The organism is Piscinibacter sp. PDB1-1 (genome assembly GCF_056675995.1).
Window position 1 is genome coordinate 667,492 of record NZ_JBWVZJ010000002.1, and the last position, 22,555, is coordinate 690,046.

At 68.9% G+C, this 22,555-nt stretch carries 21 protein-coding genes and 1 pseudogene; 5 read left to right on the top strand and 17 right to left on the bottom strand.

Features of this window, described 5'->3' with window-relative positions; all coding sequences use genetic code 11:
- Positions 1 to 123: 123 nt before the first annotated feature.
- From AC1KAR_RS14750 to AC1KAR_RS14770, 5 genes and pseudogenes are all read right to left on the bottom strand, one after another.
- Positions 124 to 447, bottom strand: coding sequence for a hypothetical protein (locus AC1KAR_RS14750; RefSeq protein ID WP_480318962.1), 324 nt, complete (start codon positions 445 to 447; stop codon positions 124 to 126).
- Positions 448 to 519: 72 nt separating this feature from the next.
- Positions 520 to 651: pseudogene (locus tag AC1KAR_RS14755) on the bottom strand (DUF3011 domain-containing protein); the annotation flags it as partial.
- 12 nt (positions 652 to 663) lie between these two features.
- The gene (locus AC1KAR_RS14760; protein WP_480318964.1) at positions 664 to 792 is read right to left on the bottom strand and encodes a hypothetical protein; all 129 of its coding nucleotides are present in this window, start codon (positions 790 to 792) and stop codon (positions 664 to 666) included.
- A gap of 120 nt (positions 793 to 912) precedes the next feature.
- Positions 913 to 1,533, bottom strand: a complete 621-nt coding sequence (locus AC1KAR_RS14765) for a DsbA family protein (RefSeq protein WP_480318966.1) — start codon at positions 1,531 to 1,533, stop codon at positions 913 to 915.
- A gap of 13 nt (positions 1,534 to 1,546) precedes the next feature.
- Positions 1,547 to 2,110, bottom strand: a complete 564-nt coding sequence (locus AC1KAR_RS14770; RefSeq protein WP_480318968.1) for a TetR/AcrR family transcriptional regulator — start codon at positions 2,108 to 2,110, stop codon at positions 1,547 to 1,549.
- 107 nt (positions 2,111 to 2,217) lie between these two features.
- Between AC1KAR_RS14770 and AC1KAR_RS14775 the strand changes: the two genes are divergently transcribed.
- Positions 2,218 to 2,946: an SDR family oxidoreductase gene (locus tag AC1KAR_RS14775; RefSeq protein ID WP_480318970.1), complete on the top strand. Its 729-nt coding sequence runs from the start codon at positions 2,218 to 2,220 to the stop codon at positions 2,944 to 2,946.
- A 4-nt stretch (positions 2,947 to 2,950) separates the two neighbouring features.
- On the opposite strand, the gene AC1KAR_RS14780 is transcribed toward AC1KAR_RS14775, so the two are convergent.
- From AC1KAR_RS14780 to AC1KAR_RS14790, 3 genes are all read right to left on the bottom strand, one after another.
- Entirely contained in the window at positions 2,951 to 4,138 is a 1,188-nt protein-coding gene (locus tag AC1KAR_RS14780; protein ID WP_480318972.1) for a hypothetical protein, read from the bottom strand.
- A 113-nt stretch (positions 4,139 to 4,251) separates the two neighbouring features.
- Positions 4,252 to 4,725, bottom strand: a complete 474-nt coding sequence (locus tag AC1KAR_RS14785; protein WP_480318974.1) for a cyanophycin metabolism-associated DUF1854 family protein — start codon at positions 4,723 to 4,725, stop codon at positions 4,252 to 4,254.
- Between the two features lie 11 nt (positions 4,726 to 4,736).
- Positions 4,737 to 6,980 carry a cyanophycin metabolism-associated ABC transporter gene (locus tag AC1KAR_RS14790; RefSeq protein ID WP_480318976.1) on the bottom strand — a complete coding sequence of 748 codons (2,244 nt, stop codon included), beginning with the start codon at positions 6,978 to 6,980 and terminating at the stop codon, positions 4,737 to 4,739.
- A gap of 116 nt (positions 6,981 to 7,096) precedes the next feature.
- On the opposite strand from AC1KAR_RS14790, the gene AC1KAR_RS14795 reads away from it, so the two are divergent.
- The 3 genes from AC1KAR_RS14795 to AC1KAR_RS14805 are packed head-to-tail and all read left to right on the top strand — an operon-like array spanning position 7,097 to position 12,165.
- Positions 7,097 to 9,256, top strand: coding sequence for a cyanophycin synthetase (locus tag AC1KAR_RS14795; protein ID WP_480318978.1), 2,160 nt, complete (start codon positions 7,097 to 7,099; stop codon positions 9,254 to 9,256).
- 24 nt (positions 9,257 to 9,280) lie between these two features.
- Positions 9,281 to 11,863, top strand: a complete 2,583-nt coding sequence (cphA, locus tag AC1KAR_RS14800) for a cyanophycin synthetase (protein WP_480318980.1) — start codon at positions 9,281 to 9,283, stop codon at positions 11,861 to 11,863.
- Positions 11,860 to 12,165, top strand: a complete 306-nt coding sequence (locus tag AC1KAR_RS14805; protein ID WP_480318982.1) for an acylphosphatase — start codon at positions 11,860 to 11,862, stop codon at positions 12,163 to 12,165. Before cphA ends, AC1KAR_RS14805 begins: the two co-directional genes overlap by 4 nt.
- 45 nt (positions 12,166 to 12,210) lie before the next feature.
- On the opposite strand, the gene AC1KAR_RS14810 is transcribed toward AC1KAR_RS14805, so the two are convergent.
- Positions 12,211 to 13,284, bottom strand: coding sequence for an SMP-30/gluconolactonase/LRE family protein (locus tag AC1KAR_RS14810; protein WP_480318984.1), 1,074 nt, complete (start codon positions 13,282 to 13,284; stop codon positions 12,211 to 12,213).
- Positions 13,285 to 13,489: 205 nt separating this feature from the next.
- Between AC1KAR_RS14810 and AC1KAR_RS14815 the strand changes: the two genes are divergently transcribed.
- Positions 13,490 to 13,957: a hypothetical protein gene (locus AC1KAR_RS14815; protein WP_480318986.1), complete on the top strand. Its 468-nt coding sequence runs from the start codon at positions 13,490 to 13,492 to the stop codon at positions 13,955 to 13,957.
- A 32-nt stretch (positions 13,958 to 13,989) separates the two neighbouring features.
- Here AC1KAR_RS14815 and AC1KAR_RS14820 read toward each other — a convergent pair whose 3' ends face one another.
- The 8 genes from AC1KAR_RS14820 to AC1KAR_RS14855 all read right to left on the bottom strand — a co-directional run bounded on the left by AC1KAR_RS14820 (position 13,990) and on the right by AC1KAR_RS14855 (position 22,503).
- The gene (locus AC1KAR_RS14820) at positions 13,990 to 14,661 is read right to left on the bottom strand and encodes a response regulator (RefSeq protein WP_480318988.1); all 672 of its coding nucleotides are present in this window, start codon (positions 14,659 to 14,661) and stop codon (positions 13,990 to 13,992) included.
- Positions 14,658 to 16,748 (bottom strand): MASE1 domain-containing protein, encoded by a 2,091-nt coding sequence (locus tag AC1KAR_RS14825; RefSeq protein WP_480318990.1) that lies wholly within the window; start codon positions 16,746 to 16,748, stop codon positions 14,658 to 14,660. The genes AC1KAR_RS14820 and AC1KAR_RS14825 overlap by 4 nt, the downstream gene beginning before the upstream one ends.
- Complete coding sequence (locus tag AC1KAR_RS14830; RefSeq protein ID WP_480318992.1) at positions 16,745 to 17,212, bottom strand: RidA family protein; 468 nt, start codon at positions 17,210 to 17,212, stop codon at positions 16,745 to 16,747. Before AC1KAR_RS14830 ends, AC1KAR_RS14825 begins: the two co-directional genes overlap by 4 nt.
- A gap of 70 nt (positions 17,213 to 17,282) precedes the next feature.
- On the bottom strand, positions 17,283 to 18,047 hold the full coding sequence (locus AC1KAR_RS14835; RefSeq protein WP_480318994.1) for a cysteine hydrolase family protein: 765 nt from the start codon (positions 18,045 to 18,047) through the stop codon (positions 17,283 to 17,285).
- Between the two features lie 11 nt (positions 18,048 to 18,058).
- Complete coding sequence (locus tag AC1KAR_RS14840; RefSeq protein ID WP_480318995.1) at positions 18,059 to 19,117, bottom strand: BMP family ABC transporter substrate-binding protein; 1,059 nt, start codon at positions 19,115 to 19,117, stop codon at positions 18,059 to 18,061.
- A gap of 35 nt (positions 19,118 to 19,152) precedes the next feature.
- A complete protein-coding gene (locus AC1KAR_RS14845; RefSeq protein WP_480318997.1) occupies positions 19,153 to 20,025 on the bottom strand; it encodes an ABC transporter permease in 873 nt (290 codons plus the stop codon).
- Positions 20,018 to 21,019 carry an ABC transporter permease gene (locus AC1KAR_RS14850; protein WP_480318998.1) on the bottom strand — a complete coding sequence of 334 codons (1,002 nt, stop codon included), beginning with the start codon at positions 21,017 to 21,019 and terminating at the stop codon, positions 20,018 to 20,020. The genes AC1KAR_RS14845 and AC1KAR_RS14850 overlap by 8 nt, the downstream gene beginning before the upstream one ends.
- On the bottom strand, positions 21,016 to 22,503 hold the full coding sequence (locus AC1KAR_RS14855; protein ID WP_480319000.1) for an ABC transporter ATP-binding protein: 1,488 nt from the start codon (positions 22,501 to 22,503) through the stop codon (positions 21,016 to 21,018). Before AC1KAR_RS14855 ends, AC1KAR_RS14850 begins: the two co-directional genes overlap by 4 nt.
- Positions 22,504 to 22,555: the final 52 nt, after the last annotated feature.

Here is a 22,555-nt window from a genome sequence, read left to right on the forward strand (position 1 = left end):
GCGGGGCTGCGGCCGCCGGGGTCGCGGTAGAAGACGGGGCCCCTGCACACCCTGCCAGGAGCGCAGCGCACCCGGCGAGCAGGGCCACACGGCGAAACACGGAGTGGTTTGTCATGAGTCGCCTCAGTCGCGGTAGTAGTCGGTATAGACGGTGGGCTGGTTCGGCACGGTCAAGCGGAACCCCTGGTCGGTGCGAGAGACGAGGTAACGCGATCCGTCGTCGAACTGCGCGGTGTCGTTGCCTGCCCAGGTTCCCCAGCGCGACTGCCCGTTGTGCACCGACTGCATGCGCCCGCTCGACCCCACGCGCATGTCCACCGTGATTCGCTGGGCGGGGCTGTAGCCGTGGAAGTTGCCGATCAGCCACGACGGCACCTGGTTGCTTGCTCCTTGCGCTGGTGAAGGCGCCGCGGCTTCGTCCGTCTTCTGGTGGCTCGATGCAGCCAACACCGCCAGCAGGCCTACGCCGAGCGCGGCGGCGATCGCGGCATCGCGATGGGAGTGCGAGCTCGACGAAGATTGTTCATCGACCCAGAAGCGGCCCTTGCATTCGCGGTCGACCCAGATGCCCTCGGTCTCGATGCCCCAGGTTTCGTTCTGCTTGCAGGGCCAGAAGCCGGAGCTGTCCAGGAGCTTGATGTCGCCGTGCTGTCCGACGGAGCACTACTGGCGCCGCATGCCGTGGCTCTCGCAACGGACCTCGCGGCCGGCCGCCTGCGCGGGCAGGGGCAGACTGGTGAACAAGAGCACTTCGCAGAGCACGAGTGTGCTGGCACGCAACGTGAATCGCATGGGACGGCCTCCTGATTGTTCGCAACGACGCGCATGCCTGGCACACGCATCGTTCGTTCAAGTATCCGTGCGCCACACGCCGAATGCCAGGGGCCGCGACTGCCCCGAGGGGCAGAGGTGTCAGCCGTGCGAGCGTGCGCGAAGGATCTCTTCTTCCACCTCGCGCAAGCGATCCTTGCCGAAGTACAAGTCGCCATCGACGAGAAAGCTGGGCGAACCAAACGCGCCACGCTCATGCGCCGACTGCGTGTTGGCGAGCAGCGCGGCCTTGACCTCGGGCAGTTGCGAGGCGGCGAGCAGTGCACCAGCGTCGAGGCCCGCAGCCTGCAAGGCGGCATCGATCACCGCGTCGTTCGACATGTCGAGCCCCTGCTCCCACATCGCCGCAAAGACCGCATCAACGTACGGCGCAAAGCAGCCGAGCCGTTGCGCGGCCACCGCGCCACGCATGATCTTCAACGTGTTGACCGGAAAGTGCGGGTTCATGCGGAAGGCATGCAAGCCGTGCTTGTCGATGAAGCGCTGCATCTCGCGCTGCTCGTAGGCGCGCTTGTTGGGGATCTCGGCATTGCTCTCGGCCGGAGAGCGGTTGTTGGCGAGCTTGAACAAGCCGCCCAGCAGCACCGGCACGTACTCGAAAGCCGCGCCCGTGCGCGCTTCGATCGCCGGGATCACCTTGTGCGACAGGTAGGCATTGGGGCTGCCGAAATCGAACAGAAATTGAACGCTCATGGGGTTCATCGGTCGGGTCTCCTCATTCCGTGGTGGCAGTGTCTGTGTCGAGCGCGAGCAGATGCTGGCGCACGGCGCGCAAGAGCGCATCGGAGCGCTTGCCGTCGCCAAGCACCCGTGAAAGCGTGATCGCGCCCACCATGGCGCTCACGGCGAGCATGGCGTCGTCTTCGTGCGGTTGACACTCATCACCGAGCGCCTGTGCCGTGGTGGCGATGAAGTCTTCGACATGGCGCTCCATCACCTCGCGCACATCAGCCTCTGCGCGGCTGGCTTCCGCCGCCAAGGTCGCAATCGCGCAGCCGGCAGACGGCGCATCACGGTGGCTGCGGCTCAGGTAGGCGCGCACCATCGCGGCGTAGCCGCGCGCCGTGAGTTCACTGCTGGACAACGCAGACTCCAGCGCCTGCGCGAGCAACTCGGAGCGCGAGGCAAAGTGGCCATAGAAGCCGCCATGGGTGAGGTCCACGCTGCGCATCAACTTGTTCACGCTCAGCGACTCGAGGCCGTCCACGCGGATCTGCCGCGCAGCCTCGTTGAGGATGCGCTCGCGGCTCGCCGCCTTGTCTGCCTGTGAGTGACCCATTGGATTCCCCTGCGCTTGACGCGCCCAATGGGGGCGCGGAAGATCATTCTGCATGATAGTCGTCATGCAGAATGCATCAACCCCTTTGAACGAAAGCCGCCCAAGCCATGAGCCCGAAGAAAGCCATCCTCGTCATCGGAGCCGGCGACGCCACCGGCGGCGCCATTGCCAAGCGCTTCGCGCGTGAGGGCTACATCGCCTGCGTCACACGGCGCAGCGCCGACAAGCTGCAGCCGTTGCTCGACGAGATCCGCGCAGCCGGCGGCGAGGCGCACGGCTTCGGCAGCGACGCGCGCAAGGAAGACGAGATGGTGGCGCTCGTCGAGCAGATCGAGCGTGACATCGCCCCCATCGAGGTGGCGGTGTTCAACATCGGTGCCAACGTGCAATTCGGCATCACCGAGACCACGGCGCGTGTGTACTACAAGGTGTGGGAAATGGCCTGCTTCGCCGGCTTCCTGATGGGCCGCGAGGCGGCCAAGGTGATGTTGCCGCGCGGCCGCGGCACGATCATCTTCACCGGCGCCACCGCCAGCCTGCGCGGGCGCGAGGGTTTCTCCGCCTTCGCCGGCGCCAAGCACGCGCTGCGCGCGCTGGCGCAGAGCATGGCGCGCGAACTGGGGCCGAAGGGCATCCATGTGGCTCACCCGGTGATCGACGGCGCGATCGATACCGAGTTCATCCGCAGCAACTTCCCCGAGCGCTACGCCACCAAGGCACAGGGCGGCATCGTCAACCCCGACCACATCGCCGACACCTACTGGATGCTCCACCAGCAGCCGCGCGATGCGTGGACGCACGAGCTGGAGCTGCGGCCCTGGATGGAGGTGTGGTGACGCCTTACTGCAGGATCTCGATCATCGCCAACGTGCCAGGGTGGGCGGCGAGGTCGCCCACCGTGTAGACCACGGCGGCACTGTTGTCGGGCGAGCAGTACACGCCGGCGCCCATGAGGCTGCCCTGCACCTGCGCCACCTGGATGGTCTGGCTGGCCGACAGGCTGCCGCGCGAGAGGTAGTTGCGGCGGGCGCCATCGGAGACGCGGGTGGCGTAGCCATCGGAGCCGATGATCTCGCCGCCCTTGATGCAGAAGGAGCCGAGCGCGCCGAACGCCAGAGACACCTGGGCCACGCGCACGTAGCTTCCTGGGGCATCACGGCGGTAGACACCGTCGCCGATGCGCAGCCAGAGCTTGCCGCCGGACCACTGCAGGTTGGACACGCTCACGCTGGTGCCGCCGGGCAGCGACTCGCGCGTCATGGTCGAGCCCGAATACACCCGCAACTCGCTCACACCGCCCCCGCTGCGCGCGCCGGTGGCAACGAACAGTTCCGGGCTGTCGGGCCGCGCCAGCACACCCTGGATCGCGAAGTAGGCCTGGTTCGAGTTGACCGTGGGCGTCGGGCCGATCGGGGTGGTGAACTTGTTCGACACCGCTCCCGAGCCGGTGTACATGTTGTCGTCGTGGTAGACGTAGTTGTAGTCGGCGTTCAGCGATCCGCCCAGGCCCCACGGGCCGGTGAAGGTGCCCGTCAACGAACCGGGCTCGATGGTGCGGATGAAGCGGTCGTTGGTCCACTGGCGCGAGACGCCGCCGTTGTTGGCGTTGTACTGGCCGACGACCGAAGCCGCTGCGTAGTAGAAGCTGATGGCTCCGTCGGCCTCGCTGTAGCGGTTGGAGGGCACGACGGTGTAGGGGCTCACGGCACCGAGGTCGGCGCTCGACCAGGCGCCGGTCGCCGTGGGAATGCCCTGCATCCTGTGAACGCGCGTGCCGCCCTGGCTGTTGTCGTCGGTCAGGTACACGCCACGGTTCGTAGCGGCCACGATCTGCACGTTGGAGGTGCTGGCGTTGTAGTTCGGCACGCTGCCGTAAGTGATCCGTGCGACCTCGCCGGTGCCGCTTGCGCCGCTGCCGCCCCAGCCCGGTTCGTCATCCTCTTCACCCGCGCCGCCACACGCAGCCACCGCCAAACACACCGCGGTCATCGTCAAGACGCGCGGCGCCCGCTCCAGAATCGATCGCATGTTTACCCCTTCAAGAATCGTCGGTACGGCGATTCTCAAAAGGGTCGAACGATCAACCCATCGGCCGTTCGTACGAAGCGCTGGCGCGCAAGCGTGAACTTCTGCGCAAGCCGTCAGAGAAAGCGTTCGAGCAGCCGCTTGGAGCGCCGATCGAGCACGCGGGCGTCGGCGATGCGGTAGCCGATGCCGTGGCTGTCGGTCACGAGCAGCGCCCCGTCGCTCAGGCGGCGGATGTCTTCTTCGCCCTTGAGCACGAGCTGCGTGTCGCCGCGGTCGGTGCGCACGGTCCAGGTGCTGGGGGTGGTGAAGGTCGAGACATCGAGCAGACGCTCGATCACCGGCGCGAACTCGCGGCGCGCGAGTTCTTCGTCGAGCATGGCGCGCTGATCGGCAGACAGCTTGGCCGGCTCGGCGAGCCACAGGCACTCACGGCCATCGGCGCCCACCAGCGAGACCGCGCCGGTCGGGTCGGAGAGCGGGAACGCGCGCACCGCGTGCACGCCGACGTGCTCGGCACCATCGCCCAGGCGCAGCACCAGTCGGCCGTGGGCGTCGCGCTGCAAGGTGAAGTGGGGGCTGTTCGTCATCGTCGATCCGTTCATGCCACGCCCGCCGGGTGCGCCGCCGGTGCGGCGGGCGGCGTGACGCGCGCGTCACGCTCGTCGTCGCTTTCGTCCACCTGCCGCAACTGCGCTTCGTAGAGGCGCCAGTAGTGGCCCTGGCGCGCGAGCAATTCGTCGTGCGTGCCGACCTCGACCACGCGGCCACGGTCCATCACCACCAGCCGGTCGGCGCGGCGCAGCGTGGACAGGCGGTGCGCGATGGCGATGGTGGTGCGGCCGGCCACCAGGTTGTCGAGCGCGTTCTGGATCTCCTTCTCGGTCTCGGTGTCGACCGAGGAGGTGGCTTCGTCGAGGATCAGCAAACGCGGGTCGATCAGCAGCGCACGCGCGATCGAGATGCGCTGGCGCTCGCCGCCCGAGAGCCCCTGGCCGCGCTCGCCCACCAGCGAGTCGTAGCCGTGCGGCAGGCGCAGGATGAACTCGTGCGCATGCGCGGCGCGCGCGGCGGCCACGATCTCCTCGCGCGTGGCGCCGGGCTTGCCGTAGGCGATGTTCTCGGCCACCGAGCCGAAAAAGAGAAACGGCTCCTGCAGCACCAGGCCGATGTGGCGGCGATAGTCGGAAACACCGAAGCGGCGCAGGTCGATGCCATCGACCTTGATGGCGCCATCGGTCACGTCGTAGAAGCGGCAGATCAGGTTCACGAGCGTGCTCTTGCCCGAGCCGCTGTGGCCGACCAAGCCAATCATCTCGCCGGGCTTCACATCGAGGTCGAGCCCACGGATCACCGCGCGGCTGCCGTACCGGAACCCCACGCCCTGCAAGGAAAGGCGTCCTTCGAGGCGTTCGATCGGCACCGGCTGTGCCGGCTCGGGCACGTTGCTCACGTGGTCGAGGATGTCGAAGATGCGCTTGGCACCGGCCGCCGCCTTCTGCGTGACCGAGACGATGCGGCTCATCGAATCGAGCCGGCCGTAGAAGCGGCCGATGTAGGCAATGAAGGCGGTGAGCACACCCACCGTGATCTGATTGCGGCTGATCAGCCAGATGCCGAAGGCCCACACCACCAGCAGGCCGATCTCGGTGAGCAGCGAAACGGTGGGCGAGAACAGGCTCCAGGTCTTGTTGAGCCGGTCGTTCACGTCCAGGTTATGTCGATTGGCACGGCGGAATCGCTCGGCCTCGCGGCGCTCCTGTGCGAAAGCCTTGACCACACGGATGCCAGGGATGGTGTCGGCCAGCACGCTCGTCACTTCGCCCCACACGCGGTCGATCTTCTCGAAGCCGGTGCGCAGGCGATCGCGCACCAGGTGGATCATCCAGGCGATGAAGGGCAGCGGCAGCAGCGTGACGATGGCCAGCGCCGGGTTGATGCTGAAGAGGATCAAGGCCGTGAGGCCGATCATCAGCACGTCGGTCGCGAAATCGAGTGCGTGCAGGGAGAGAAACACGCAGATGCGATCGGATTCGCTGCCGATCCGCGACATCAGGTCGCCCGTGCGCTTGCTGCCGAAGTAGTCGAGGCTCAGGTGCAGCAGGTGCTCGAAGGTGGCGGTGCGCAGATCGGCGCCGATGCGCTCGCTCACCAGTGCCAGCAACCAGGTGCGCCACCAGCCCAGACCCCAGGCGACCAGACCCGCGCCCAGCAAACCAGACAGCAACCAGACCACGTGCATGGTGTCGATGTGAGCGCCGTTCTGGTAGGGGATCAGCACCTCATCCATCAACGGGATGGTGAGGTAGGGCGGCACGAGCGACGCGGCCGTGGCGGTCAGAGTGAGCGCGAAGCCGAGCAGCAGCTGCCACTTGTACGGCCGCGCAAAACGCGACAAGCGCAGCAGCACCCAGGTCGACGGCGGCGTGGGCGATTCGGCAGAGAAGTCGGTCTCTTCGGGCTCGAAGCCGTCGTCGAACTCGGTCTCGCCATCGACGATGCGGCGCATCTGGCGCTCGAACAAGGTCAACAGGCGTAACGCGGCGGGGTCGGTGCCCAAGGTGTAGCGCCAGACCGACAGCCGGGAGTTGTCGCTGTGCAGCGACAACTGACCGACACCGCCGCTGTCTGCATGCTGCAGGCTCATGCCTTTTTCAAGCGGCCATGACTGCCAACCCCGGGCGTCGTGGGCCATCAAACGGCGATCCGTGAGCAACAACACACTGGACGCAAAGCGATCTTCGCCGTCGAGGTCAACGACAACGCGGGTCAGTTCGTTCTCCCCTGGTTGCAACGGCGGGGAGGCCGCGGCAGCAAGCGCAGGAAGCGGGTCGGTGATGGGCATGGTGGGTCCGAAGCAGGCGCGCGATTGTCGCGCAACAGGAACCCTCACCACACTGGCTGCAAGGCGCGAATAATCCACACCGCGAGCCGCCACGGGCGGCCCGAAGAACACCGCTCATGACCACTTTCGACGACATCCGCCTGCTGCGCGTGACCTACCTGCGCGGGCCCAACCTCTGGACCTACCGCTCCGCCCTGGAGGTCTGGCTCGACCTCGGCGCGCTGGAGCAGCACCCGTCGAACGAACTGCCGGGTTTCGTGCAGCGCCTCACCACCGCCCTGCCCGCACTCGAAGAGCACCACTGCGGCGTCGGCGAGCGCGGCGGCTTCCTGCAGCGCCTGACCGAAGGCACCTGGATGGGCCACGTGCTGGAGCACGTGGTGATCGAGCTGCTCAACCTCGCCAGCATGCCCACCGGCTTCGGCCAGACGCGCAGCACCTCGCAGACCGGCGTTTACCGCATGGTGTTCCGCGCCCGCGACGAAACCGTGGCGCGCAGCGCGCTGGAGCAAGGCCACCGGCTGCTGATGAACGTGATCAACAGCCAGGCGGTCGATGTGCCCGCCGCCGTCGAGGCCGTGCGCGACGCGATCGACCGCACCTACCTCGGCCCGAGCACGGCGCACATCGTGGCGGCAGCCACCGAGCGGCGCATCCCGCACCTGCGCCTGAACGACGGCAACCTGGTGCAACTCGGCCATGGCAATCGCCAGCACCGCATCTGGACGGCCGAGACCGATCGCACCAGCGCCATCGCCGAGGGCATCGCCCGCGACAAGGACCTCACCAAGCGCCTGCTCGCCGCGGTGGGCGTGCCGGTGCCCGAAGGCCGCATCGTGGCCAACGCCGCCGAGGCCTGGGAAGCCGCCGAAGACATCGGCCTGCCGGTGGCGCTCAAGCCCACCGACGGCAACCACGGCCGCGGCGTCACGCTCGACCTCGGCTCGCGCGAGCAGGTCGAGGTGGCCTTCGAGCGCGCGGCCTATCACGGCAGCGAAGTGATCGTGGAGCGCTACATCCCCGGTGACGAGCACCGCCTGCTGGTGGTGGCCGGCAAGGTGGTGGCCGCCGCGCGTGGCGAGGCCGCCTGGGTGGTGGGCGATGGCCGCAGCACGGTGGCCGCGCTGGTCGACAGCCAGATCAACAGCGACCCGCGTCGCGGCAAGACCGAGGACCACCCGCTCGCCTGGCTCGACATCCGTGACGACGGCAGCATCCTGGCCGACCTGGCACGCCAGGGCGTCACGCCCGACGACGTGCCCGCCGCCGGCCGGCGTGTGCTGATCCAGCGCAACGGCAACGTCGCGATCGACTGCACCGACGACCTCCACCCCGATTTCGCCCGCGCCGCGTCGCTGGCCGCCCGCACTGTCGGCCTCGACATCGCGGGCGTCGATCTCGTCGCGCAAGACGTGAGCCGCCCGCTGGCCGGCCAGAAGGCGGCGGTGGTCGAGGTGAACGCCGGCCCCGGCCTCCTGGCCCATCTCAAGCCTGCGGTGGGTTCGCCGCGGCCGGTGGGCAAGGCGATCATCGACCACCTGTTCCCGGCGAGCGACGACGGGCGCATCCCCATCGTGGGCATCGCCGGCGGCGCGTCCACCAGCACACGTGTGGCGCGGCTGGTGGGCTGGCTGCTGCACCTGGGGGGGCGTCAGGTGGGCCTGGCCTGCGGCGAGGGCCTGTACCTCGGCGTGCGCCGCGTGGAAGCTTGCAACGCCACCAGCGGCGAGGTCTCCGAGCGCGTGCTGCTCAACCGCGACGTGGATGCCGCCGTGTTCGAGAACGGCGCTGCGACCATCCTCGACCAGGGCCTGGTGTACGACCGATGCCGCATCGGCGTGGTCACCGACCTCGACGGCGCCGAGGCGCTGTCACGCCACGACATCCACACGGCCGACGACCTGCCTCGCGTGCTGCGCACGCAAATGGACGTGGTGCTCTCCGAAGGCCACGGCGTGCTCAACGCCGACGACCCGCGCATTGCCGACCTCGCACAGTACTGCGACGGCAGCGTGCTGCTGTACGCCACCAACGCCGAAGCGCTGGCCGCGCACCGCGCCGAGGGCGGCCGCGCCGTGCTCGCGCGCGATGGCCGCGTGTGGCTGTGCGAGGGCTCGGCCGAAACGCCGCTCGCCTTGCGCCAGGCCAACGCCTCGCTGCAACCCGCCCTGCTCCTGCCGGCCGTGGCCGCGGCGTGGGCCTTCGGCCTCGCCCCTGCCCTGCTGGCTGCCGGCATCGACACCTTCGATGCCCAGATGACCGCCGAAACGCGCTGAAGCACTCTGCTGAAGATAAACACCATGGAAGTCACCCGCATCCGCGCCCTGCGCGGCCCCAACCTCTGGAGCCGCCACACGGCGATCGAAGCCATCGTGCGCTGCGCGCCCGACGAGATGGCCATTCGCGCCGGTGGCCCGCTCGAACTCAAGCTGCGCGAGTTGCTCCCCGAGGTCGCGCCGCTGCGCCCGGTCGGCGATGCCGAGGCCGTGCCGCTCGCACGCTGGCTCGAGCGCCTGTCGCTCGCCTTGCAGGCACGCGCAGGCTGCCGTGTGAGCTTTGCGCGCACCACGCCTGCGCCTGAAGAGCGCGTGTTCCAGATCGTCGTCGAGTACACCGAAGAGAAGGTCGGCCTGCGCGCGCTCGCGCTAGCGCAGGATCTGCTGGCCGCGGCCGTTGCCGGCCAGGGTTTCGACACGGCAGCGGCCGTGACCGAGCTGCGCAACATCGACGAAGACGTGCGCCTGGGCCCGAGCACCGGCTGCATCGTCAACGCCGCGGTGGCACGCGGCATCCCCTTCCGCCGCCTCACCGAAGGCAGCCTGGTGCAGTTCGGCTGGGGCGCAAAGCAGCGCCGCATCTGGGCCGCCGAGGTCGATTCCACCGGCGCCGTGGCCGAATCGATCGCGCAAGACAAGGACCTCACCAAGCGCCTGCTCGCAGCCGCTGGCGTGCCGGTGCCGCGCGGCCGCCCCGTGGCGAGCGTGGACGACGCCTGGGCCGTGGCCCAGGAACTCGGCCTGCCCGTGGTCGTGAAGCCGCGCGACGGCAACCAGGGCAAGGGCGTCACCGTCAACATCGTCAACCGCGAGCACTTCGAGAGCGCGTACCGTGCCGCCGAAGAGATCGGCGAAGTGATGGTCGAGCAGTTTCTGCCGGGGCACGACTTCCGCCTGCTCGTGATCGGCCACAAGCTCGTCGCCGCCGCCCGGCGCGACCCGCCCTTCGTGATCGGCGACGGCCAGCTCAGCGTGCGCGCGCTCGTCGACAAGGTCAACTCCGACCCGCGCCGCGGCGATGGCCACGCCACCTCGCTCACCCGCATCCGGCTCGACGACATCGCACACGCGCGGCTCACCCAGCAGGGCCTCACCGCCGACTCGGTACCCGAGATGGGCCAGCGCGTGGTGCTGCGCAACAACGCCAACCTCAGCACAGGCGGCACCGCCACCGACGTGACCGACGACGTGCACCCCGAGGTGGCGGCACGCGCGGTCGACGCCGCGCGCATGGTCGGCCTGGAGATCTGCGGCGTCGACGTCGTCTGCGAAAGCGTCGGCCTGCCGCTCGAACAGCAGCGCGGCGGCGTGGTCGAAGTCAACGCCGCGCCCGGCCTGCGCATGCACCTGGCACCGAGCTTCGGCAAGCCGCGGCCGGTGGGCGAGGCCATCATCGACCGCCTCTACCCGCCCGGAAGCGACGGCCGCATCCCGGTGGTGGCCGTCACCGGCACCAACGGCAAGACCACCGTCACGCGCCTCATCGCGCACCTGTTCTCGGCGGCTGGACTGAAGGTCGGCATGACCAACACCGATGGCGTGTGGGTCGACGGCCACCAGATCGACAGCGGCGATTGCAGCGGCCCCAAGAGCGCGCGCAACGTGCTCGCCCACCCCGACACAGAAGCCGCCGTGCTCGAAACCGCACGCGGCGGCATGCTGCGCGAAGGCCTGGGCTTCGACCGCTGCCAGGTGGCGGTCGTCACCAACGTGGGCGCGGGCGACCACCTGGGCCTGAACTACATCACCACCGTCGAAGACCTGGCCGTGCTCAAGCGCGTGATCGTGCAGAACGTGGCCACAACCGGCTACGCTGCCCTCAACGCGGCCGATCCGATCACGCTGGCGATGGCGCCCTTCACGCCGGGCGGCGTGATCCTCTTCGCCGCCGACGGGCAGCACCCGGCGATCGTGGCGCACCGCACCCAGGGCAAGCGCTCGGTGTTCGTCGAGGGCGACGACATCGTCGCCGTCGAGGGCCCGGCACGCGCACGCCTGCCGTTGCGCGAGGTGCCGCTCACACGCGGCGGCACCATCGGCTTCCAGGTCGAGAACGCGCTGGCCGCCGTGGCCGCCGCCTGGGGCTGCGGGCTGTCTTTCGACGCGGTGCGCAGCGGTCTGGCGAGCTTTGTGAACGACGCCGACAACGCCCCCGGCCGCTTCAACGTGATGGACTACCGCGGCGCCACCGTGGTGGCCGACTATGGCCACAACCCAGACGCCATGCGCGCCCTCGTGGCCGCCGTGGATGCCATGCCGGCCAAGCGCCGCTCGGTCGTCATCAGCGCGGCCGGAGACCGGCGCGACGAAGACATCCGCGAACAAACGCGCATCCTCGGCGATGCCTTCGACACCGTGCTGCTCTACCAGGACGCCGCACAGCGCGGTCGGGCCGATGGCGAAGTGATGACGCTGCTGCGCGACGGCCTGAAAGGCGCGCAACGCACCCGGCAGGTCGACGAGATCCGCGGCGAGTTCGCGGCCATCGACACCGCGCTTGCGCAACTGCAACCCGGCGACCTGTGCCTGGTGCTGGTCGATCAGGTGGAGGAAGCACTCGCGCACCTTGCGCAGCGCATCGAAGAAAGCAGCGCGCAGCCGGCGTGAAGCCTTCGCCGCATCCACCCACCGAATGCTGGACGGCCCGCGTGCACGGCCGCGTGCAGGGGGTCGGCTACCGTGACAGCTGCGCGCAGCGCGCCCGCGAGCTCGGCCTCACCGGCTGGGTTCGCAACCGCGTCGACGGAAGCGTCGAGGTGCTGATGCGCGGCCCCCGTGACCGGCTCAATGCGTTGCACCAATGGCTGCACCGCGGCCCGGTGCTGGCCCGGGTCGACGCGGTGCAGTTGAGTGCGGTGCCTGAGCCGCACGCCGAATGCGAAGGGTTCGAGCGCCGGCCCACTGCGTGATCTGAACGCGTCAATCTCGCCCGAACCAGGCCCGGCCCACTCCGGTCATCGCGGCGTGATCGGCCAGTCGGTCTCCAGGAACGCGGCCTTGTCCGATCCCATCGACGTCACCAGCACCGCGTTGCCGGGCGCCGTGCCGGGTTTCAGCACCGTCGCCGAAGTCGGGAAGCTGAAGGGGTACTGGTACGCGCGCAGCACGCCACCCGCCTCGTTGATGAACTTCATCGAGCCGGTGATCCACTCGATGATGACCATGCCCCCCTGCACGAGCGCGAAGTCGTCGAGGTACGTGGTGCCGCTGTAGATCGTCCATGGCGTACCCAGAGCCCCCGCACTCGACACCGGGATGCGTACCAGCATCGAGGTGCCCGAGTAAGAAGGTGGGTTCGCCGTCACGTACAGGTAGCCGCCATGGAACTTCATGCCGTTCGGCGTGAGCCCGGCGACCGCATGGCTGCCCGCAGGCGTGGCCACAGTCGGGGCCAAGGCAGAGGTTCGCCCCGTCAGCTGAATGCGCTGGATGTTGCCCTTCTTCGCGATCAGGCTCGGGATAGGGGTGTTGGCGAAGAAGAGGTTGCCTCGGCCATCGCTTGCCAGACCATTGGGCAGCTCGATGGGGTTGTCGGCGGTACTGACGATGCTCAGGATCGAACTCAGCGAGGCGGCGGCCACGGTGAGGTCAAGCGCCATCAGGTACTTGGGTGCATCCACCACGTTGTCGCGCGCGCACACCGAGTACAGCGTGTTGGCGTACTCCGCTAGGCCGAGGTAGTAGCACTTGTCCTTGCGCTCGGCATTTGCGCTGAACGAATCAGCAGGGTAGTGAGCCTTGACCGCCGTCTTCGCCCAGGCACCCGCCGCATCCTTGCGCAGCTCGTAGAGGTAGCCGTCGGAGCTCACGAAGATGCGACCGCCCGTCGTCTGGATGCTGTTCTCGGCGGCCTCGATGCCCGCAATCGTCTGGCCGATCGTCACGGCGGCCGTGGCCTCCCGCGCTGGCAGCGCGGCAAGTACAAGGCCGGCGACAAGGCCGAGTGCCGCCCAGGTGCGACGGGTAGAGCGGGGGTGCGCATAGCACGATGGGGCAGTGCACCCGGAGGCGGAAGAAATGAGGTTCATAGGGTCTCCAGTTGTTGTTCGACATGCAAGTGCATGCACGTGCAGTGTTGAAGCGAGAGCCCCGTGCCGGCCATACCAAGATCGGGTGAAGCGGCAGCCTTTTTGCGACCACGCAGCACAGCGCGGAACGCCGTTTGCCCGGCTGACTGACCCGGCCGGGGCGCGACTGCTCGGCGCCCAGACATCCCACCATGGAGCCATCAAGATGAACCTACGCAACCTGCTCCCCTCCGCCCTGATCGGTGCCGTGGCCAGCGCTCGGTCGATGACCCCCATGGCCACGATTGCCGCCGCGCGGCTGGCGGGCCGGCGCACGCCGGGGGAGTTGTTCCTGCTGGATCGCCCGGTGTTCAAGTTCGGGGCGCTGGCCATGGGGGCAGGTGAATTGGCGGGCGACAAGATGAAGACCGCGCCCGACCGCACCGTCTTCCTCGGCTTGCTGGCACGCGTGGCCAGCGCCGGTATCGCGGGTGCCGCGCTGGCGCCCCAGGGCCGCGAGCGCGCCGGTGCGGCCGTGGCCGTGGCAGCGGCCGTACCGCTTGCCTACCTCACGCTTGCCGGCCGCAAGCGCGCCATGGAGAGCATTGGCCAGACCCGCAGCGGCTTGATCGAAGACGCACTGATCGTCGCCGCGGGCGCGGCGATCGTGGCACTGGCCACGCGGTCGAGGTAAGGCGCGAGGCCCACACGCCCGACGCGGCCCGGCTAGCGCGCGCCTGGCTCACCAAGATCGAAGGCCACCCGCGCCAGTTCTCCTGCGCTACGCAAACCCAGCTTGCGCTTGATGCTGGCGCGGTGGGTCTCGACAGTGTGGACGCTGCGGTTCAGGCCGCGTGCGATCTCGCCCGTCTTGAGGCCGCGGCCGATGAGGCGCAGCACCTCCATCTCGCGGTCACTCAGGCCGGCCAGGGCCTCCTGCGAATCGCCTTCGCACTCGGTCGGCGCACCACCCGCCAACCGGCTCAGGATCTCGCTCGACACGCTCTCGCTCAGGTAGATGTGCCCGGCACGCACGTGACGCAGCGCGGCCACGATCTTGCGTGTGGCCTCCTGCTTCATCAGGTAGCCGCGGGCACCGGCGCGCAGGGCCCGTTCGGCGTGCAGGCGCTCGTCATGCATCGACAGCACCAGGCACTGCAGCCCGGGGAACCGTGCCCGCACCCTGCGAAGCAGCTCCAGGCCCGACTGCTCTTCGAGCGACAAGTCGACGATAGCCACGTCGATCGCCTGCGCCTCCAGCACGGCCAGGGTCTCTTCGATGGTGCCGGCTTCGGCGCAGGGGTCGAAGTCGGGCTCGCGGCCCACGAGCTGCGCGATGCCGTGGCGCAGGATGGGGTGGTCGTCGACGATCAGCACGCGTGTCTTGGTCTCGCTCATGCGGTGTTCCTCCAGGTGACGTCGACGCGCCATTCGCCGTGATCGACACGGGCATCGAACCCGGCACCGATCAGCTGGGCGCGGTGCCGCATGATGCGCAGCCCGATGCCACGGGCTTCCTCGTCGTGGTGCGTTGTGGCGGGCATGGCGTTGCGCACGCTCAGCTTCAGCGCGCCGGCCTGCTGCCGCAGCACCATGTGGATCGCCACGCCGGGCGCGTGTTTCACCGCGTTGTTCACCGCCTCCTGCGCCATGCGGTACAGGTGCACGGCAGCGATGTGGTCGGCGGTGTCCACCGGCTGCGGGCAGTCGAGCGTGCAGGTGCGGCGCAGCTGGCGCTCGGTGTTCTCGGCGAGCTGCTTCAGCGCGACCATCAATCCACCCTCTTCCATCTCGACCGGGTAGAGGCCACGCGCCAGCAGCCGTGTCTGCGCGACCGCCGCCGACAGCATGGCCTCGACACGCTCGGCGCTCGCTTGCTCGTTGTGTGCACCTGCCGCTTCGAGGTCACGCGCCAGCAGCTCGGCCTGGATCGCGGTGGCCGTGAGGTGCTGGCCCAGGCCGTCGTGCAGCGCCTGGCCGAAGCGCTGCTGCTCGCGTTCGCTGACAGCGATGAGCTCGTGTTCCAGGCGTTGCCGCTCGGCCATCTGCACCTGCAGCGCAGCGTTGGCTTCGGCGAGCGCTTGCGTGCGTTCCGCGACACGTTGTTCGAGCTGGCGGCGCGCGTGGCGCAGCGCCTCGGCCGCTTCCACGCGTGCGCTGACATCGATGCCGGAGACGATGGCGTGCGTCATGTGGCCGTGTTCGTCGCGCAGGGCGGTCGCCGTCCAGCTCACGGTGATCGGTGGGCCGCGGTGGCGGCGCAACGGGCTTTCGAGCTTCTCGCTGTCAGCGAGCTTCAGGCGCAGCAGCTCGGCATGGCCACGCACCTTGGCGTGGTGCTCGGACGGAATCAGCGCCTCCTCGAAACGCTGCCCGACCAAAGCGCCCGACGTGAACCCGGTGGCGCGCTCGAAGCTGCGGTTCACGCGCTCAATTCGGCCCTGACCGTCGAGCACCACCACCAGTGCGCCCTCGGCATCGAGGATGGCCGAGCCGAAGTCACGGTCGCGGATCGCCTGTGCACGCGCCCGGTCGCGCTCGCTCTGCGTGGCGGCCAACAACAGACTGGTCACGGTGATGACATTTGCGAACACCCACCAGCGCACCAGACTGCTGGTGAGGCCGCCGTCGACGAACGGGCCGGCCCCACGCACCGTGCCCCACACGGCGGCCACCGTGACGAGCAGCGTGAGCAAGGTGGCGCCACGTTGACCGAAGCGCAGCGCCGCCCACACCGCGAGCGGAAACAGCGCGAGCGACGCAGGGTAGTAGCCTGGCGTGGCCTTCAGCAGCGCACCACCGAAAACCAGTTCGCACAGCAGGCCGAGCGACCCGAGCAGCGCCGCGGCTTCCACCGCCTGCACGTGCGTCCAGGTGGCTGCCGCACTGCGCCACCAGATCAGCAGGAACGGTGTCAGCACCACGACGCCGGCCGCATCGCCCATCCACCACTGCAGCGCGACGGCGGCCCACGCGTCGGTCGGCACACGCCCGTCGAGCCACAGCGCGGTGGGGCCGATGAGCGCGCTCAGGCCGGCGCACCCGGTGCCCAGCAGCATGAGGGCGACGACGTCACGGACCCGCTCCAGCGCCGGCGCGAAGCTGGTGCGGCGCAGGGCCCACCAGCAGGTGAAGGTCTGCGCCAGGTTGCCGAGCGAGATGCCGGCGACCGCAGCGATCGACGCCCCAGTGCCGGCATTGGCGATCAGGTCGCCGAGCACGATGCCCGGCCACAAGCCCGGGCCCCAGCGCAGGAAGACGAAGAGGCTCAGTCCGGTAGGTGCCCAGACCAAGGTGACGTTGGGTGCGATGCTGGACGTCGCCAACCCCAGCCGCGCCGTGGCGCCGTAGAGCAGGCCGAACAACAGGCACCAGCCCAGCCAACGCCAAGGTGCGTGCCCGCCGGTGGGCCCGGCGTGGGTGGGTGCAGGCAAGCGCAACAGGGCCATGCGCAGGATGTGCACGAAGCGTGCCGAGGCGTTCAAGCCAGCTCGAAGATGGCGTCCACTTCCACTGCCGCCCGCCGAGGCAGCGAGGCCACGCCGATGGCGGTGCGGGCGTGGCGGCCGGCCTCATCGCCCCACAGCGCAGCAAAGAGGTCGGACGCGCCGTTGACCACCATCGGCACGAACTCGAACTCAGGCTCGCAGTTGACGAAGCCGCCCACCCGCAGGCAGCGCTGCACACGCCCCAGGTCGCCGTCGCACGCGAGCTTCAGGCAGGCCAGCAGGTTGAGCGCACACAGGCGCGCGCCCTCGCGCCCCTGCTCCACCGTGAACTCGCGCCCGAGCTTGCCGACGTAGGGCACGCTGCCGTTCCACTCGCACACCTGGCCGGCCAGATAGACGATGTTGCCGCTGCGCCGCCAGGGCACGAAGTTGGCGATGGGCGTGGGCGGTGTGGGCAGCTCCAGGCCCATCGCCGCGAGCTTCTCTTCGATCGCGCTCATTGGGGCACCCTACGCACGACGTGCGGCCCCGCCAAGCGGGAATGAGCCCCTTCGGGCGGCCGGGCGGGGCTCATGCCTCCAACCCCGACAACAGCGCACGCGAGTCCGTCATGAAGCCATACAACAGCTTCACGTTGTATTCGGTCGCCTGCATGCAGAACGGTGGCGAGGTGGTGCCCACACAGTCGCGCAGCATCAGCACGTCGTAGCCGAGGAAGCTCGCGTCCTCCAGCGTGGTCATCACGCACTGGTCGGCGTTCACACCGGCGAAGAAGAGCGTGGTGAGGCCCATGTTGCGCAGGATGGAGTCGAGCTCGGTGTCCCAGAAGCCGCTGAAGCGATGCTTGGTGACGTGGATGTCCTGCTCGCCGGGGTCGAGTTCGTCCACGATCTGCGCGCCCCACGAGCCCTTGAGCAGGATCTCGGCACCGCCGGGAATGCGCTCGCCCAGGCCCGCGCCTTCGCCGTCCTGCGTGTGCGCATGCAGCAGCGAAGGGTGGATGTTGAGCAGGTCGCGCCGCACGCCCCAGTTGAGCCAGACGATGGGCACGCCTTGCTTGCGAAGCTCGGGCACCAGCTTTCGCAAGGGCTCGATCGGCGCGCGGTCGGGCGTGATGTCGATGCCGCGGTAGTCGAGGTAGCCGCCCTTGGCGCAGAAGTCGTTCTGCATGTCGACCACGACCAGCGCGCTGCGGTTCGCGTCGACCGTCACCGCCTGCGGCTCGGCCGCAATCTCGACCGCCCTCACCGGCCGGCGTTCGGAGGCCCGTGTGAGGTCGCAGTGCGTGCCGCTCACACGCCAGCGGTTCGCAAGGTGGGAGCCCATCGGTTTCATGCCTCAGCTCCTTACTGCACGGTGCCCACGACACCCTTGACGAAGAAGTTCATGCTTTCCAGCTGCTCCATCGGCATGCGCGTGCCGGCCGGCAGGATGGCCTTGCCGTCCTGCGTGGTCATCGGGCCCGACCACACGACGAACTTGTCTTTCAGGATGTCGTCCTTCTTCGCCAGCACGGTCTTGCGCACCCCCTCGGGCACGGCGGGGCCGAAGGGGTCGAGCACCACGGTGCCGTCCTTCAGGTCGCCGCGCACGTGGCTCGGCTTCCAGGTGCCGGCCTGGATCTCCTTCGTCAGCTTGAGCATGGTCGGGCCCCAGTTCCACGACGCACCGGTCAGCACGGCCTTGGGCGCGAGCTTGGACACGTCGACGTCCTTGCCCACCATGTAGATGCCGCGCTTCTCGGCGGTCTGCGCGATGGTCATCGGGCTGTCGACCTGCTCGCCGATCACGTCGATGCCGGCATCGGCCAGCGAGTTGGTGGCCTCGGCTTCCTTCGGCGGCTGCAGCCAGCCACCGGTCCACACGACGGTGGTGGTGGCGTTCGGGTTCATGGCCTGCGCGCCCAGCGCGAAGGCATTGATCGAGCGCACGACCTGCGGGATGGGGAAGGCAGCGATGAAGCCGAGCTTGCCGCTCTTGCTGACGGCACCGGCGGCCATGCCGGCGAGGTACATCGCGTCGTCGCTGTTGGCCCAGTAGGTGCCGACGTTGTCGCCCGTCTTCAGGCCACCGGCGTGCAGGAAGGCGACCTTGGGGTACTTTTTGCCCAGCGAGATTGCGTAGTCGAGGTAGCCGTAGCTGGTGGCGAAGATGATGCTCGCGCCACCCTGCTTGATCATGCGTTCCATCACCTTCTCGACCTCGGCGGTCTCGGGGATGTTTTCCACATGCAAGGTCTTGGTGCCGGCGATGTTCTTCTCGACGAACTGGCGGCCCGTGTCCATCGAGGTGTTGTAGCCGTAGTCCTTCTCGGGGCCGACGTAGATGTAGCCGATGGTGGCGGCGTGGGTGGCGAAAGTGCTCGCGGCGAGCGCGAGCGTGGCGACGTAGTGATGCAGTTTCATGGCGATCCCTCCTGGGGTTGAAGAAAGAAGAAAGTTCATCGGGCGAACACGGCACGCAGGGCCTCGGGTCCCCCGCCGCCCTTGAGGCGCGCGCAGGTGACGACAAACACGGCGAGGCTCGCGAGGTAGGGCAGCGTGTGCAGCAGGTGCGCCGGCACCACGCTGCCGCCGGCCTGCAGGCGCAACGAGAGCGCTTCGGCCAGGCCGAACAGCAGCGCGGCGGGCAAGGTGAGCCACGGGTTCCAGCGCGCGACGATCACCAGGCCGACGGCAATGAGCCCACGCCCCGCCGTCATGCCCTCGGCCCAGGTGCGCGTGTGGTCGATCGAGAGTGCGGCGCCACCAAGACCGGAGAACAGGCCGCCGACCCCAATGCCGGCCACGATCACCTTCCACGGCGTGATGCCCGCGGCACGTGCCGCCGAGGGCGACTCGCCCACCGCGCGCCACACGAGTCCCGTGCGAGTGCCGTACAACCAGAGCGCCACCACCGGCACCAGCCCGACCGCGAGCCACAGCGTGGGTGTGATGCCGCCGGCCCCGATTGCAAAACCTTCGATGCGCAAGCCGACCAGGCCCGTGCCGGCATAGGCGCTGAGGCCGAAGCCGAGCATCAGCACCGCGAGACCACTCGCGAACTGGTCGGCACGTGCGGTGACGGTGAGCAGCGCATACACCGCCGACAGCAGCGCGCCAGCCGCCGCACCGGCCGCCATGCCGAGCCACGGCTCGCCGCTGACGGCGGTGACGCCATATCCCGCCACGGCGCCGACCAGCATCTGGCCTTCCACACCGAGGTTGATGCGGCCCACGCGCTGCGTGAGGCATTCGCCCAGCAGAACCAGCAGCAAGGGCGCCGCGCTGCGCATAGCCGACACCGGCAAGCCCTGGAGCAAGGTGTCAGCCACGGGCGCCTCCTTTTTTCCAGGCACCCGCGCCGAGCATGGCCACGAACATCAAGCCCTGCACCACCAGCACCGCCGACGAGGGCACGTTGGTCATCATCTGCAAGCCATCGCCCGCGGCGAGCAGGCCACCGACCAGCAGCGCGAGCGCCATGGTGGGCAGCACGCGGTTCCCAGCGAGCCAGGCGACGAGGAAGCCCGACAGGCCCGCACCGTTGGCGAACGAGGCCTGCAGGCGCCCTTGCACGGAAGACGTTTCGGCGATGCCCGCCAGCCCGGCGAGCGCCCCACCGATCACCATCGTGAGCAGCACCTGGCGCGTGACGCTCAAGCCCGCGAGCGGCGCGAGTCGCGGGTTGCTGCGCAGCACGTCGAGCACCAGGCCCCAGCGGCTGCGCGTGAAGAGCAGGTGCAGCGCAAGGCCGACGATCAAGGCCACCAACAGCCCGGCGTGCACACGGCTGTCGAAGAGCAGCGGCAGGCGCGACGCCTCGGGGAAGTCGACGCTCGCCGGCCAGCCCTGGCTCTGCGGGCTCTTCCAGGGCCCGTAGACCAGCCAAGTGACGAGCAGCGCCGCCACGTAGTTCAGCATCAGCGTGGAGATGGTCTCGTTCACATCGGCCACCACGCGCAGCAGCGCGGGCAGCAGGGCCCACACCACGCCACCGATCAAACCGCCGAGCAGAACCAGCGGCAGGCTCGACGGCGCCAGCAGCATTGCGCCTGTGCCGACCAGCGCGCCGAAGTACAGCTGGCCTTCGGCACCCACCGACACCAGGCCCAGCCGCGCCGGCACCAGCGTGGCCAACGCGCACAACAGGATCGGCGTGGCGCGCAACAGCGATTCACCCACCGAGTAGCTGCTGCCAGCCGCCGCGGTGAAGATAGCCCGCAGCATGTCGAACGGGCCGCGGCCGATCAGCAGGAAGAAGGCACCGGCAAGAAGCGCAAAGCCAGTGGCGGCAATGGCGCTGCGATGAAGCTGCAGGGTGTTCACGCCACCACCTCGACGCCCTGCCCGGCCATGCATGCACCCACCTCTGCCGGCGTGGCCTGGGCCGCGTCGAAGAGCGCAATGACCCGGCCCTCGAACATCACCGCGATGCGGTGCGCGTGCTGCAGCAGGTCGTCGAGGTCTTCGCTGATCCACAGTACGGCGCTGCCGCTGCGCGCCAGGCCGAAGAGCGCGCCGTAGACCTGCGCCGTGGCCGCCACATCGAGCCCCATCGTCGGGTAGCACGCGACCACGGCCGCAGGTGCATCGGCGAGTTCACGCGCCGCCACCAGCTTCTGCAAGTTGCCGCCCGACAGGTTGCCGGCACGCGCCTGCGGGTCGTCCGGCCGCACGCCGAAGCGCGCAATCAATGGTGCTGCACGCTGCGCCAGTTCGGTACGTGACGGCACGAACGGCAAGGCACCGATGCACTTCAACGCGAGGTTGAGCGCCAGCGTGAGGTCAGGCGCCACCGCGTTGCGCAGCGGCTCGGGCGCGATGTAGCCGAGTTGCGGCGTCGGCTCCGGCGCGAGGTGCGGCGCACGCAGCCGGCGGCCATCAAGGATCACTTCACCTGCCGTCAGCGGCAGCGCGCCAGCGATGGCTTCGGCCAGTTCGGTCTGACCGCTGCCCGAGATACCGGCGATGCCCAGCACTTCACCCGCACGCACGGCGAGGCTTACACCACGTGCCCCGCCAACCGACACGCCGCGCAGTTCGAGCCGAACCGCCGCATTGGCTGGCGGCACATGCGGCGCCCGCACGGCCGGGGGGGCCTGACCCACCATCCATTCCACGATCTGCGCATCGCTCGCGTCGTGCGCATCCAACTGCGCCACCACACGCCCGGCACGCATCACCGCCACCCGGTGCGCGCAGGCGCGCACGTCGGCCAGCTTGTGGCTGATCAGCACGACTGCGAGGCCGCGCGCCGTCAGGCTCCGGATCAGCGCCCACAATCGATCGGCCTCGGAGGGCGTGAGCACCGCACTCGGCTCGTCGAACACCACGCAGCGCGCGTCGCGCAGCAGCACCTTGGCCAGCTCGACCAGCTGCATCTGCCCGACCGGCAAGCGGTCCACGCGAATGTCGGGGTCGACGCCGGGCGCAATGACCTGCAGGTGTGCATCGATGGCCGAGAGCCGCGACGCTCTCCGGCCGACCCACCACGGAGCAGCGGGCGTCACCAGCGCCAGGTTCTCACGCACCGACAAGGCCGGCACCAGGCTGAACTGCTGGAACACCATGCCGATCCCCAGGGCCATGGCCTCGCGCGGCGACGCGATGGTGCACGCCTGCCCGTCGATCTCGATGCGCCCAACATCAGGCGCATGCACGCCATAGAGCAGCTTCATCAGCGTGCTCTTGCCCGCACCGTTTTCGCCGAGCAGGGCCAGCACCTCGCCGGGCCGAACCTCCAGCGTCGCGCCGTCGACGGCCAGTACGTTGCCGAAGCGCTTGGTGAGTCCGACGAGATTCAGGTGCATGCCTGCACTCTAGGAAGGGACGGCCGGCCCTTGAATCAGGTTGCGCGTGGTT